This window comes from bacterium (assembly GCA_030685015.1).
Classification (GTDB): domain Bacteria; phylum CAIWAD01; class CAIWAD01; order CAIWAD01; family CAIWAD01; genus CAIWAD01.
Genome location: JAUXWS010000087.1, coordinates 49,375 through 63,072 on the forward strand (window position 1 = coordinate 49,375; position 13,698 = coordinate 63,072).

Genomic DNA, 13,698 nt, shown 5'->3' on the forward strand with positions numbered 1-13,698 from the left:
GACGGGATGGGTGGTATGGATGATCCTCCCGCGGGATCCCAGCTTCCGCTGGGATGACATCAAATCTGAGATGACGGACCCTCCCCCTATATTGCATTTGCTCCTTTGGCATCGGCAAGCTCGCGGAAGGAATCCATGGAAATCGGCATCATCGGCCTGCCCCAGGCGGGCAAGACCACATTGTTCAACGCACTCACCGGCCTGGGGGTGGATCTGGGCTACGCCGGCGGCCGCAAGAGCGCCAACCGCGGCGTAGCCCGCGTCCCGGACGAGCGGCTGGAGCAGCTCTCCCGGCTTTTCAAGCCGCGCAGCACGGTCCACGCCACGGTCAACTACGTGGATCTGGGCGGCCTCTCCGGCGAGGGACGGCGCTCCAGCGGCTTTCCCGCCGACGTCCTGCAGGCGCTCAAACCCTGCGAGGCGCTTCTGCTGGTCCTCCGCGCGTTCGACGACCCGGCCCGCCCCCACCCCGACGGTCCGGCCGACCCGCAGCGGGACTTCCGCACCGCCCGCGACGAGTTCATCCTCTCCGACCTGGCCATCTGCGAGGGCCGCATCGAGCGGCTGGAGAAACAGATGATGAAGGTGAAGGAGAAGGATCAGGCCTTCGAGCTGGAGACGCTCAAGCTCTGCCACGCCGCGCTGGAGGAGGAGCGGCCCCTGCGCACCCTGGAGCTGGACGAGGCGCGCCGCCGGGTGCTGCGCTCCTACGCCTTCCTCAGCCTCAAGCCGCTCCTGGTCGTGCTCAACGTGCAGGACAACGCGGTGCGCGACGAGTCCCGGCTGGAGGCCCTGCGCCAGGCCAAGGCGGGCGGTGGTCAGCGTTTCCTCCAGGTGAGCGCCCGCATCGAGATGGAGCTGGCGCAGCTGGACGAGGCGGAGGCCGGCGAGTTCCTGGCCGAGTACGGCATCCAGGAGCCGGCCCTTCATCGGGTGTTGCGGGAAAGCTTCGCCCTGCTCGACCTCGAGACCTTCTTCACCGTGGGCGAGGACGAGTGCCGGGCCTGGACCCTGCGCCGCGGCAGCACCGCCCCCATGGCCGCCGGGGTCATCCACAGCGACATCCAGAAAGGGTTCATCCGCGCCGAAGTGGTCCCCTCCGCCGAACTCCTGCGCCTGGGCAGCATGGCCGCCTGCAAGGAGAAGGGCAGCCTGCGCCTGGAAGGCCGCGAGTACCTGGTGCAGGAGGGGGAGGTTGTCCATTTCCGCTTCAATGTCTGACCAGGCCGTGTTCCCATCCTCCTTCCGCGAGCACTGGCGCTGGCTGCGCCCCGCGGGCGAGCCGCCCGCGGACGGCCTCCTGCGGGCCTGGCCCGATCTGGGTCCCGCCGGTCGCTCGGCGCTGCTGTCGCTGCTGGCCGAGGCGCGCCGCCGCCTGGAGGAGCAGGCCGTCCCGGAAGCCGCTCCGATGGAGGCCGGCCGCCTGGCGCTGGCCCGACGCCTGCTGGACCGGGAGGAGGCCGCCCTGGCCCACCCGCCCGCTCGCGGCGAGGTGGTGGCGTTGGTCGCGGACACCCTGGAGTCGGATCTGGAGGCGGATCCCGCCCGGTGTCTGGAGCGGCTGCGGCGGCTGGACGAGCTGTCCCGGCCCCTCTTCGGCCCCGAGGCTCCCCCTTTGGGCGGGGACGGCGAGGAGGGACGCGCCGCCGCCCAGCGCCTGCGCGCCCTGGCCGCTCACCTGGGCCATCGTCTGCCCCGCCTGTCGGGCGGCGAAGCGGATCCCGCCCTGGGCCCCCTCGAAGAGCTGGCCCGCCGGGTGGAGGAGCTTCCCCCGACCCCCCCGCCCGCCGGTCCAGACAGGTGGGCGGAGATCGGGACCGAGGGTGGCTGGGAGCTGGCTCCCCTGTTGCAGCGGATCGAGGAGGAGCTGGGCCGCGTCCGCCGCGAGGCGGCGCGCCGCGCCCTCCTCCTCCGGCAACGCTTCCTGGGTTCGGCCGAGGCCCCCGGCGGCGACCTCCCCTGGATCCTGGCCCAGCTGGCCCTGGATCCGCCCCGCGCCGAGCACTGGCGCTGGCTGCACCAGCGGCTGGTCGGCGAGCTGGCCCGCCACCTGGACCGCCTGGGCCTTGCCGCGGGCCGCCTGGCTGTGCGGCTCTCGCCCGGCCTGTCGCCCGACCAGCCGGATCCCGCCTGTGACGGGTCGGGCGCGGCCCTCGGCCTGGCCGACCTCTCCCTGCTGGCGCCGGAGGAGCTGGAATCATTCCTGGAATCATGCGGCCACGCCCTCCTGCCGCTCCTTGTCGCCCGGGAAGGATTGCCCGGTCGCGCCTGGCGCTTGGCCGCAGCCCGGGAGGAAGGTGGTGACCCGGCGCGCGATGTGGTGGCCGTCCTTCTGCGCCCGGCGGACCTGGAAGCCTGGGCCCGCTGGGCCGGGGACTGGGCCCTCCAGGCCGGCTGGCAGGCGGGCGACCTGCGTGTGCGCCTCTGCCAGGCCCGCCGCGAGGAGCTGGACTGGCTGCTGGCGCGCGCCGACCTGGAGCGCCGGCTGGGCAGTCGCGGCGAGGAGGAAATCCGCGAGCGCCTCTGCCGCGAGGCCGCCTTGTCCGCGCGGGCGGGCGAGGCCGCCTGGCGGCGCCTGGTCAGGGAGCCGGGCAGCCAGGCCGCCGCCGCCCTGCGTCTGCTCCATTTCCGCGAGGCGGGCCGCCGCTGGCGCCGTGCGCATCGGGAGGCCGCCTCGGCCGACTGGTTCCATCTGTTGGCAGCCTGCGCCCCCTTCCCGCTCGCCTGGCTGCGTCAGCATCTGCACCAGCTCCCGCCGCCGGGCCTGGCCTGGCGGCCACAGCCGCCCGCTCTCGTCAAGCCCGTCACGCCGCGGGGGGAGGGCCTGCTCAGCGAGATGGAGGAGCGGCTGGCCGCGCTGGGCCGCATCCGGCGCGAGGACCTGGAGGCCGGCCGCGAGTTCGACGGCGCCCCCGCCGGGCCGCCCACAGCCGATCCCCCGGGGCGAGATGGGTCGGAGGAAGAGGTCGATGCGTCAGCTGAGTGAGATCTTCCGCCTGCTGGTCCGCTACCGTTCCCGCCTGCTGGTGGGCGCCTTCTTCGTGCTGGTCACCAACACCATCCTCATCTTCGGCCCGCGCGTGCTGGGCCTGGCCGTGGACGACCTGCGCGACGGCCTGGTGCGCCACTCCCTGGGCTGGTACCTGGGCTGGCTGCTGGCCATCAGCCTGGGCCAGGGCTTGGCCCGCTTCGCCATGCGCCGCATCCTCATCGGCACTTCGCGGCGGGTGGAGCGCGACCTGCGCGCCACCTACCTGGAGCGGTTGCTCGAGCTGCCGCGGAGCTTCTACGCCCGGCGCTACACGGGCGACATCATGAGCCGCGCCACCCAGGACATCGAGAACGTGCGCATGGCGGCCGGACCGGCCCTCATGTACTCGCTGGACACGATCCTGCTCAGCGCCTACGCCCTCACCATGATGCTGCTCATCCACCCCGCCCTCACCGGCATCGTGCTGGCCCTGCTGCCCGTCATCAGCGGCCTGGTCTGGTGGCTCTCCCACCGCATCCACCTGGCCACAATGGATGCCCAGCGCTGCTTCGGGCGCGTCTCCACCGTCGTGCAGGAGGCCCTCTCCGGCATCCGCGTCATCCAGGCCTACGTCCGCGAGGAGCATCAGGCCCGCCGCTTCGACGACCAGCTGGTGGAGTACCGTCGCCTGCAGATGCGGCTGGTGGGCCTCCAAAGCGCCTTCCGGCCGCTGCTCGGCCTGCTCTTCGCCCTGGGACAGGGCCTGGTTCTGTGGCAGGGCGGACGCCTCATCGTCGAGGGTGCCCTCACCCTGGGCGACTACGTGGCCTTCTCCACCTACCTGACCCTGCTGTCCTGGCCGATGGTGGCCACCGGCTGGAGTCTCAGCCTGCTGCAGCGCGGCAGCGCCGGCATGCGACGGCTCAACGAGGTGCTGGGCGCCTCCGTCGAGCTGGCCTGGGGCGGCGCCCGGCCCCGCCTGCAAGCTCGCCTGAGCGTGCAGGGACTGGGCTTCCGCTACCCGGACGCGGAGGCGGACGCCCTCCAGGACCTCAGCTTCGACCTGGAGCCGGGTCAGGCCATGGGCATCGTGGGCCTGACCGGCTGCGGCAAATCCACCCTGCTGCGCCTGCTGGCGAGGCAGGCCGATCCCGACCGCGGTCGCATCCTGCTGGACGGCCATGACATCCGCAGCCTCGATCCCGGTCTGCTGCGCTCCATGATGACGGTCGTGCCCCAGGACGCCTTCCTCTTCAGCGCCACCCTGGCCGGCAACGTGGCCTATGGGCGGCCCGACGCCCCCCGCGCCGAGCTGGAGCGCGCCGCGGCGGACAGCCGCCTCGAGCAGGACCTGCCCCAGTTGCCAGCCGGTTGGGAGACCCTGGTGGGCGAGCGGGGCGTGACCCTCTCCGGCGGACAGAAGCAGCGGGCCACCATCGCCCGCGCCCTGGTGCCCGAGGCCCCCATCCTCTTGCTGGACGATGCCCTCTCCGCCATCGACACGCGCACCGAGGAGGCCCTTGTCCACCGCCTGCGCGACGTGATGGCCCGGCGCACCGTGCTCATCGCCTCCCACCGGCTCTCCATCATGCGGGAGGTGGACGTCATCATCGTGCTCGACCAGGGCCGCATGGTCGAGCGCGGCACCCATGACGAGCTGGTGAAGCGGGGCGGCCTCTACGCCGAGCTGTGGCGCCGCCAGGAGCTGCGCAGCGCCCTCGAGGAGGCGGCATGAACGGGATGGGCATGGGCGGGGGCATGCGCCATGGCCGCGCCTCCGACAGCGAGCGCGGACTGGACGGCCGCCTCCTGCGCCGTCTCACCGCCTACCTGCGGCCGCACTGGCGGGGAGCCCTCCTCGCCCTGCTCATGATCCTGGGCGCCGCCGCCCTGGAGACGGCCGTGCCCCTGGTGACGCGCCACGCCATCGACGTGCATGTGGCGGGGCGCGACCTGGCCGGGCTCTTCCGATCCCTCCTGGCCTTCCTGGGACTCTCCCTGGGCGCCTTCCTGCTGCGCTACGCCCAGCAGCTGACCACGGGCTGGATCGGCCAGAGCATCGTCCTCAAGCTGCGCGGCCGGGTCTTCGCCCGCGTCCTGCGCCTGCCCCTGGCCTGGTTCGACCGCCACCCCGTCGGTCAGGTGATGAGCCGCATCACCAACGACGTGGAATCCTTGAACGAGCTGTTCACGGGCGGCCTCATCCTCATCTTCCAGGACATCCTGCTGCTGGTCGCCATCGCCGCCGCCCTCCTCTGGATGGACTGGCGCCTGGCTTTGGTCCTCTTCGCCGTGGTGCCCTTCATCTTCCTGGCCAGCTTCCAGTTCAAACGGTTGACCCGGGCCGCCTTCCGCCGCGTGCGGGCCCTGGTGGGCGAAGTGACGGGCTTCCTGCAGGAGACGATCACGGGCATGGCCGTGGTCCAGCTCTTCCGGCGGGAGCGCGGCACCCGGGAGCGCTTCGCCCGCATGAACGACGAGCTGATGCGGGAGAATGTCCGCACCATCTTCTACTTCGCCGTCTTCTTCCCGCTGATGGAGCTGCTGGGCAGCGTGGCGACGGCGGCCATCATCTGGGCGGCGGCGGGACGCCTGCTGGAGGGCAGCCTGAGTTTCGGCGCCCTGGTCGCCTTCCTGGCCTACGCCGATCGCTTCTTCCGCCCCATCCGCGACCTGGCCGAGAAGTACAACATCCTGCAGAGCGCCATGGCCGCCTCCGAGCGTGTCTTCGAACTGCTGGACGAGCCGGCCGCCCTGGCTGGTGGCCTGGTGGGCGCGCCCGGCGGTCCGCCCGCTCCGCCACGGCGGGGAGAGGTGGTGTTCGAGGGGGTCTGTTTCGCCTATGAAGGGGAGAACTGGGTGCTGCAGGACCTCTCCTTCCGCATTGAAGCCGGCACCAGCACGGCCCTGGTGGGCTGGACGGGCGCCGGCAAGAGCAGCGTGGCCGGCCTGCTGCTGCGCTACTACGAGTTCCAGCGCGGACGAATCCTGGTGGACGGCGTGGACATCCGCCAGTGGGATGCGGCCGCCCTGCGCGGGCGCATGGCCATCGTCCTCCAGGATGTCTTCCTCTTCTCCGGGACGGTGGCCGACAACATCCGCCTGGGGCGCGAGCTGCCGGTGGGGGCGGTGGAGGCGGCGGCGCGGCGCACCGGCCTGGACCGCCTGGCCGGACAGCGCGCCCTGGGCTATGAGGAGCCGGTGGGGGAACGGGGTCAGCTGCTCAGCGGCGGCCAGCGCCAGCTGGTCAGCTTCTCGCGGGCCCTGGCCGGGGATCCGGCCATCCTGGTGCTGGACGAGGCGACCAGCAGCGTGGACTCCTTGTCGGAAGAGCTGATCCAGCAGGCCATCGCCCAAATGATGAGCGGACGCAGCTCTCTGGTCATCGCCCATCGCCTGTCCACCATCCGCGCCGCCGACCAGATCCTGGTCCTGCACCAGGGCCGGCTGGTGGAGCGGGGCCGCCACGACGAGCTGCTGGCGGCGCAGGGCTTCTACCATCGCCTCTGGCAGCTGGAGCAGCCGGTGGGGGAGGCGGACCGTGCAGCTTGAGCCGATCATGCTGCTGGCGGACGGGGTGACCGCCTCCTTCTGGGTCCTGCTCATGGCCGGCCTGCTGGGGGGGCTCACGGCCGGCCTCTTCGGCGTGGGCGGCGGCGTCATCGTCACGCCCCTGCTCATCTCCCTGGGCGTGCCGCCCCGCATCGCCGCCGGCAGCATGAACGTGGCCATCATCGCCAATGCGGCCGACTCGCTGGTGCACGACCTGCCGCGGCGCCGGGTCGACTGGCGGCTGGGTCTGTTCATGGGGGCGGCCGCCGTGGCGGGCGGGCAAGCGGGGACATTTTGGCTGGGCCGCCTGGGCAAGCCGGAATTGGTGGACCTCATGATCCGCGCCGGCTTCCTTGTCCTGCTGGCCTACATGGCCTATCACCTGCTGCGCAAGAAGCTGTCCCGCGGGGACACCGCCCGCCGCTGGCTCTTCCACATGCCCCTGCGCTACCAGAGTCCCTGGGAGGAGGCGCCGGTCAGCGCCCTGGGTCCCGTCCTGGCCTCGCTGGGGGGCGGCCTGGTGGCATCCTTGCTGGGAGTGGGCGGCGGCATCTTCTACGTGCCGGTCCTCCTGGCCCTCTTCCACCGCCCCCTGCAGGAGCTGGTCCCCGTCAGCCAGATCGCCGTCCTGCTGGGCACCTTGTCCGTCAGCACGGGCCATGTGCTGCACACGGGCTTCATCGATCCGCGCCTCTCCCTCATCCTGATCACGGCGGGCAGCGTGGGCACGGTGGTGGGCACGCGGCTCAAGTCGCACCTGGAGAGCCGGCTGTTGGAGCGCCTGCTCGCCCTGGTGCTCCTGGCCGCCGCGCTGCGCCTCGCCCTGCCCCTGATCGGGTTGGAGGCATCCCCCGCGCGGGCCGCGACGACCCTGGGGCGGGACTGGCTGCGGCCCTTCGCCGACTGGTGCGCCCGCGATCCGCTTCACCTTTGGCTGGGCACGGTGGGCGTGGCCCTGGGCATGGCACCGCTTCTCTCCTGGCTGCAGCATGCCCTCCTGGACCGCTTGCGCCGACGGAGCGCCACCTGATGATCATCAGCAGCCCACGGGGACAACCCCCGGGCAACCCCCGGGCAACACCAGGGCAACACCAGGGCAACACCAGGGCGGCACCAGGGCAACACCAGGGCAACACCAGGGCAACACCAAGGCGACACCAGGGCAACACCAGGGCAACACCAGGGCGACACCAGGGCAACACCAGGGCAACACCAGGGCAACACCAGGGCGACACCAGGGCGACACCAGGGGGCCAATTCGCCTCAGTAGCAGGCGTCGCGTCCAGTGCTGATGCTGAAAGCCGCCCGGTCTCGACCCTGGCGGTAATCCACCACCGCCTCCTCCACCCACTCCCGCTCCTGGGAATCCATCAGCACGAGGATCCCATTGACGTGAAGCTGTTTATCACTCTCCTGCGGCTCGTCCAGAGCCAGCCCCAGGCGGGGCCCGCCTCACCCGTGGCCGGCGATGGTGACACGCAAGCCCGCGCCGGGGTGTTCGGCCAGGATGGCCTGCAGGCGCTCCCGCGCCTTGTCGGTGATCTGCACATGGCCTCCCAGGATTCGCACAATCTGCTTCCACCCGCACAACCATGAGGGCGGGGCTGCCAGCTTGACGCCGCCAGACCGGCCACATAATATTTCATGCCATGAAATATTTCAACAAGACCTTGGATTGTCACAAGTTCGACATGCTGACACATTGTTAGTTATGACGTATTCTGGCAGATTTGCGGGCGCCCTGTCGTATGTCAATACAAGCGGAACGGGCGGTTCAGCCTGGCTTTCCTTTGTCAATCAGGGTGCTGCGGTTTTTGCCGCTTCGGTGGCTTCGCGCGGACCATCCCGGGGCTTCGCCGGCGGATGCTCGCGGAAGGGACTCAACCATGTCAGGAGGATCCATGTCGACCCGCATCTGGCTCTTGCTTGTCTGTCCGGCCCTGGCCTTCGGCTATGCCAGCGGTCCGCCCAACGGCCTCACGGGCGCGCCCGGCGAAGGCACCTGCATCCAATGTCATGACAGTTTCGGTTTGAACAGCGGCAGCGGCCTGCTCACCATCAGCGGTCCGGACGAGTATGAGCCGGGCCAGACCTATCCCATCACGGTCACGCTGGCCCACGCCGGCCAGTCCCGCTGGGGCTTCCAGATGACCCCCCTGGACTTGGGAGCGCTCCTGGTCACGGACTTCGTCAACACCCAGGGCAGCAGCACGGGCGGCAACAGCTACGTGAAGCACACCACGACCGGAACCCAGGCCGGCACGGCGGACGGCCCGGTGAGCTGGACCTGCGACTGGATCGCCCCGGCCACCGACGTGGGACCGGTCACCTTCTACGCCGCCGGCAACGCGGCCAACGGCAACTTCAGCAACAGTGGCGACTACATCTACACGGCCTCCTTCACGACGGAGTTCCCCACGGGCATGGCGCCCGTCCTTGTCCGTGGCTTCGCCCTGCTGGACGCCTATCCCAACCCCTTCAATCCCGGCACCACCCTGCGCTATCGCCTCGATGTCCCCGGCGAAGCGCGGCTGGAGGTCTACGATCTGGCTGGCCGTCTGGTGGACCGGCTGGCCCAGGGCTGGCATGGCGTGGGCGAGTACACGGCGCGCTGGGCCGGATTGGCGCAGGGCGGCCGACCCGCCGCCGCCGGCGTCTATCTGGCCCGCCTGGAGTTGAACGGCGCGGCCGAGGTGAAGCGCCTCCTGCTGGTGAAGTGAGCCTCCGATTCAGTCCATGCAAAAGGGGAAGCACGGCCTCCCCTTTTCGTGGCTTGTCGTGCTTGGCGGATCAGCGATACTCGCGCAGGGCCTTCATGTAATTGGCCCGCTCGAAGGCGGCGGGATCCACCACCTTGCCCAGGCTCATGCTGCCCTTCATCTGGCGCAGGGACTCGTATTCGTGTTCCTCCATCCAGTGGCGGATGGTCTCCAGCAGGCCGCGGGCGTGCTCGGGACCGTGGATGAGCAGGCTGGCGCAGAGCTGGCAGGCGTCGGCCCCGGCCATGGTCGCCTTGATCACGTCGCGCCCGGTGTGGACGCCCGTGGAGAGGGCGAGGCTGGCCCGCGTCACCACGGAGCGCAGGATGGCGGTCCAGCGCAGGGGCAGGCGCAGGCTGCCCGAGTTGCTGAGCCGGACCTCGGGCACCACCTCCAGGTTCTCGATGTCCATGTCCGGTTGGTAGAAGCGGTTGAAGAGGACGAGGGCGTCGGCCCCGGCCTGCTCCAGCTTGCGCGCCATGTTGGGCAGGCTGCTGAAGAAGGGGGAGAGCTTGACGGCGACGGGCACGCCGACCACCTTGCGCACCTGGGCGAGGTCGTCCAGGTAGAGCTGCTCCACGGCGGCGCCATCCAGATCGGGATGGGTTGGGATGGTGTAGATGTTGAGTTCGATGCCGTCGGCGCCGGCCTGCTCCATCTTGTGGGCCATGTCCATCCAGCCGCCCGGCGTCACGCCGTTGAGGCTGGCGATGACCGGGATGGAGAGGGCCTGCTTGAGGCGGCGGATCTGCTCCAGATAGCCATCGGGGCCGGACTGGTAGTGACCCAGATCGGGGAAGTAGCCCATCGCCTCGGCGAAGCTCTCGCTGCCTTGCTCGAGATGGTGGAAAAGCTCCAGCTCGGCGTGGCGGATCTCCTCCTCGAAGAGGGAATACATGACGATGGCGGCGACGCCCGCCTCCTCCAGCCGCTTGACCGTGTCCAGTTCGCGGGAAAGGGGCGAGGCCGAGGCGATCAGCGGATTGGGCAACTGAAGCCCCATGTAACTGGTGGAAAGATCCATCGAGATCTCCTCAAAGGCTCGTTTCAAGGTTTCTGTCTGAACTGTTAAGGTACTGACAAGACGAAGGTGGTGCAAGGCGCGGCCGGACCTCGCTCACGCACACCGCCAGGTCCGCATCCCGGCCGGGCCGGCGGAAGCAACAGCCGGGCCAACGTGGAGCCAGCCATGGACCAGCCCCGACCCTTTGCCCTGCGCCTGCTTAGCCCCCTGCCCATGGCCGAGGTGGAGGCGCGCTGTCGCAGCCTGTTGGCGGACGAGGGTTTCGGCGTGCTCACCGAGATCGATATGGCCGCCACGCTCAAGGCCAAGCTGGGGGTCGATGAGGCGCCCTGCCTCATCCTGGGCGCCTGCAACCCGACCTTCGCCCACGAGGCCATGGGGCGCGAACCGGCTGTCGGGGTGCTGCTGCCCTGCAACGTGGTCATCCGCGATCTGGGCAGCCATCGTGAAGTGTGGGCCATGGACCCCGCCTTCATGGGAACCGTGGCGCCCACCCTGGCCGACCTTGGCCAGGCGGTCGGCGAGCGCATCCGCCGCGTGCTGGAGCGATTGGAAGCGGGGGCCTGACCAAGCCTGACCTGTTGCCAGCCTGTCGCGGCAAGAGGCGACGGTCTCAATCCGCCACCAGATCCGTGTAGATGCTCTCCGTCTCGTGGAGTCGCAGACGCACCACGCGGCAGCCCAGCTCCTCATCCACCAGCTGCAGCCGGATCCAGCGCAGCAGGTTCTCCGTGGAAGGCTGCCGGGTGGAGAACCAGTCGATGTCGGTGTCGATGCGGGCATGGTCCAGCACCCGGATGACCCGTTCCCGAACCACCGTCTTGATCCGCCCCAGATCCGCCACGAAACCCGTCCGCTCATCCAGCTCGCCGGTGAGAGACACGATCAGGCGGTAATTGTGGCCATGGAGGCGGACATCCTCCCCGAAGGCGGCGACGTTTTCCTCCTCGCTCAGGACAGGATTCCAGTAGCGGTGGGCGGCACAAAAATGGAAGACTTTATGCAAGATGATCATGGGGATCCGCCTGACAATGTTGGATCTTGCTGCCCGCAAAGTTATCATTCCAAACTTTCTTCGCGCGCCTGTGAGCCGGGAGGCCCCGCCTCGCGCCGGGCCGTGGATTCCCGACCAGCAGTCTGTCGGGCTTGGACCTTCAATGGGATTTGCGCCCAGATCGAGGCCGGTCCTTCGGAGATTTCGCAGCGCATACTGGTGGTATGTGCAAGAAATCTGTGAAAAATCCGGGCCGATTGGGGCGATGAAGACCGCGCAGCGGCCAAGTCCGACTGGCTGCCAAGGCAGCTGCAACAAGGAGGCGATTCGTGCTGACAAGTTACGACCCGCTCAAGGGGAAGATCCTGCAGATGCTGGATGAGTCCGGCCGGCTGGTCAAGGGCAAGCATCAGCCTCTGCTGGAGGGCGAGGCCCTGGTCGCCGCCTACCGCCACATGCTGCGGGCCCGGGTTGCCGACGAGAAAGCCCTCCAGTTCCAGCGCCAGAAGCGCATCCACACCCTGCCCGTCAACAAGGGGCAGGAGGCGGCGGCGGTGGGCAGCGCCCTCGCCCTCGCCGCGGACGACTGGATGGTGCAGTCCTACCGGGAGCTGGGCGCCCTGCTGGTGAAGGGGGCCACCATCCGCAACCACCTGCTCTATTTCAAGGGGAGCGAATGGGGCGCCGTCCACCCCGGCCATCCCCGCATCCTGCCGCTGTCCGTGCCCATCGGCTCGCAGATCACGCACGCCGCCGGCATCGGCCACGCCATCCGCTACCAGGGTGGGCGGGAGGTGGTGATCGTCTACTTCGGGGACGGCGGCACCTCCCAGGGGGATTTTCACGAAGGCCTCAACTGGGCCGCCCTCTTCGGCTGCCCCGTCATCTTTTTCTGCAACAACAACCAGTACGCCATTTCCCTCAATCGCCGGCGGCAGACCCTCACCCCCACCCTGGCCCAGAAGGCCGTGGCCTACGGCATGCCAGGCCTGCAGGTGGACGGCAACGACCTGCTCGCCGTCCATGCCGCCACCGCCGCTGCCGCCGACCACGCCCGCACGGGCAAGGGGCCCGTCCTGATCGAGGCCCTCACCTACCGGATGGGTCCCCACACCACGGCCGACGATCCCAGCCTCTACCGCAGCCGCGAGGAGGAGCTGCAATGGGAGGCCCGCGACCCGCTCGTCCGGGTGCGCCGCCTGCTCGAGAGCCGGGGCCAGTGGGATGATGCCCGCGAGGAGGCCTGCCGGCAGGAGGCCGTGGCCGAGACCGACGCCGCCATGCGGGAGGTGGACGAGTTGCACGAAACGCCCGTGGACGAGGTCTTCGCCTTTCAATACGCCGATCGACCGGCCGAGCTGGTGCGCCAGCAGGCGGCCTTTGAAGCCTACCTGAGCTGGAAGGAGGCCCGCTGATGCCCGCCATGAACCTGGTCCAGGCCATCCAATCGGCCCTGGATTTCAAGCTGCAGGACGACGGGCGGGTGCTGGTCTTCGGCGAGGACGCCGGGCACGAGGGCGGCGTCTTCCGCGTGACCCAAGGATTGCAAGCCAAGTACGGCGAGCGTCGCGTCTTCGACACGCCGCTGGCCGAGTCCGTCATCATGGGCGCCGGGCTGGGCATGGCCGTGGCCGGGCTGCGGCCGGTGATGGAGATCCAGTTCTGCGGGTTCATCTACCCCGCCATGAACCAGCTGGTGACCCATGTGGCCCGCATGCGCAACCGCAGCCGCGGCGTTTTCACAGCGCCCCTCACCATCCGCCTGCCCTACGGCGGAGGCATCCAGGCCCTCGAGCTGCACAGCGAGAGCATGGAGGCCATGATGGCCCACATCCCCGGGCTCAAGGTGGTCATCCCCTCCACCCCCTACGACGCCAAGGGCCTGCTCATCAGCGCCATCGAGTGCGAGGATCCCGTCCTCTTCATGGAGCCGAAAAAGGTCTACCGGGCCTTCCGGCAGGAGGTGCCGGAGGAGCCCTACCGCATTCCCCTGGGCAAGGCCAGCCTGGTGCAGGCCGGGGAGCGCGTCACGCTTGTCGCCTACGGGGCCATGATGCGCGTGGCGCGCCAGGCGGTGGAGCTGGCGGCGAAGGAGGGCCTTTCGGTGGAGTTGATCGACCTGCGCTCCATCTACCCGCTGGACACCGAAACCGTGCTCGAATCGGTGCGCAAGACCGGCCGCCTGGCCATCCTGCATGAGGGCCCCATGTCCTTCGGCGTGGCGGCGGAACTGGTCGCCCGCGTCAACGAGGAGGCCCTGCTCTGGCTGGAGGCGCCGCCCCGCCGCATCTGCGGGTTCGACACGATCATGCCGCTGCCCATGGGCGAGCACCATTACATGCCGACGCCGGAGCGGGTCCTATACGAGCTGATCCAGCTCCACAGCTTTCCGGAGTGA

11 protein-coding genes are annotated in these 13,698 nt (G+C 69.6%); 9 read left to right on the top strand and 2 right to left on the bottom strand.

Going from position 1 to position 13,698, the window contains the following annotated elements; all coding sequences use genetic code 11:
* The first annotated feature begins 135 nt into the window (after positions 1-135).
* The 6 genes from ychF (at position 136) to Q8O14_12435 (ending at position 9,243) form a co-directional block, all read left to right on the top strand.
* The gene (gene ychF / locus Q8O14_12410) at positions 136-1,221 is read left to right on the top strand and encodes a redox-regulated ATPase YchF (GenBank protein MDP2361530.1); all 1,086 of its coding nucleotides are present in this window, start codon (positions 136-138) and stop codon (positions 1,219-1,221) included.
* 7 nt (positions 1,222-1,228) lie between these two features.
* Positions 1,229-2,986, top strand: a complete 1,758-nt coding sequence (locus Q8O14_12415) for a hypothetical protein (protein ID MDP2361531.1) — start codon at positions 1,229-1,231, stop codon at positions 2,984-2,986.
* Entirely contained in the window at positions 2,970-4,706 is a 1,737-nt protein-coding gene (locus tag Q8O14_12420; GenBank protein MDP2361532.1) for an ABC transporter ATP-binding protein, read from the top strand. The genes Q8O14_12415 and Q8O14_12420 overlap by 17 nt, the downstream gene beginning before the upstream one ends.
* On the top strand, positions 4,703-6,523 hold the full coding sequence (locus tag Q8O14_12425) for an ABC transporter ATP-binding protein (GenBank protein MDP2361533.1): 1,821 nt from the start codon (positions 4,703-4,705) through the stop codon (positions 6,521-6,523). The genes Q8O14_12420 and Q8O14_12425 overlap by 4 nt, the downstream gene beginning before the upstream one ends.
* Positions 6,513-7,553 (top strand): sulfite exporter TauE/SafE family protein, encoded by a 1,041-nt coding sequence (locus tag Q8O14_12430; GenBank protein ID MDP2361534.1) that lies wholly within the window; start codon positions 6,513-6,515, stop codon positions 7,551-7,553. The genes Q8O14_12425 and Q8O14_12430 overlap by 11 nt, the downstream gene beginning before the upstream one ends.
* A gap of 871 nt (positions 7,554-8,424) precedes the next feature.
* On the top strand, positions 8,425-9,243 hold the full coding sequence (locus Q8O14_12435; GenBank protein MDP2361535.1) for a choice-of-anchor V domain-containing protein: 819 nt from the start codon (positions 8,425-8,427) through the stop codon (positions 9,241-9,243).
* A 70-nt stretch (positions 9,244-9,313) separates the two neighbouring features.
* Here the strand turns inward: Q8O14_12435 and Q8O14_12440 are convergent, their stop codons facing one another.
* The gene (locus Q8O14_12440; protein MDP2361536.1) at positions 9,314-10,306 is read right to left on the bottom strand and encodes a dihydroorotate dehydrogenase-like protein; all 993 of its coding nucleotides are present in this window, start codon (positions 10,304-10,306) and stop codon (positions 9,314-9,316) included.
* Between the two features lie 165 nt (positions 10,307-10,471).
* Between Q8O14_12440 and Q8O14_12445 the strand changes: the two genes are divergently transcribed.
* Positions 10,472-10,873 (top strand): DUF302 domain-containing protein, encoded by a 402-nt coding sequence (locus Q8O14_12445; GenBank protein MDP2361537.1) that lies wholly within the window; start codon positions 10,472-10,474, stop codon positions 10,871-10,873.
* 46 nt (positions 10,874-10,919) lie between these two features.
* On the opposite strand, the gene Q8O14_12450 is transcribed toward Q8O14_12445, so the two are convergent.
* On the bottom strand, positions 10,920-11,321 hold the full coding sequence (locus tag Q8O14_12450) for a 6-carboxytetrahydropterin synthase (GenBank protein MDP2361538.1): 402 nt from the start codon (positions 11,319-11,321) through the stop codon (positions 10,920-10,922).
* Positions 11,322-11,629: 308 nt separating this feature from the next.
* On the opposite strand from Q8O14_12450, the gene pdhA reads away from it, so the two are divergent.
* Both pdhA and Q8O14_12460 read left to right on the top strand, forming a co-directional pair.
* Positions 11,630-12,715 (top strand): pyruvate dehydrogenase (acetyl-transferring) E1 component subunit alpha, encoded by a 1,086-nt coding sequence (pdhA, locus tag Q8O14_12455; protein MDP2361539.1) that lies wholly within the window; start codon positions 11,630-11,632, stop codon positions 12,713-12,715.
* Positions 12,715-13,698, top strand: coding sequence for an alpha-ketoacid dehydrogenase subunit beta (locus Q8O14_12460; GenBank protein ID MDP2361540.1), 984 nt, complete (start codon positions 12,715-12,717; stop codon positions 13,696-13,698). The genes pdhA and Q8O14_12460 overlap by 1 nt, the downstream gene beginning before the upstream one ends.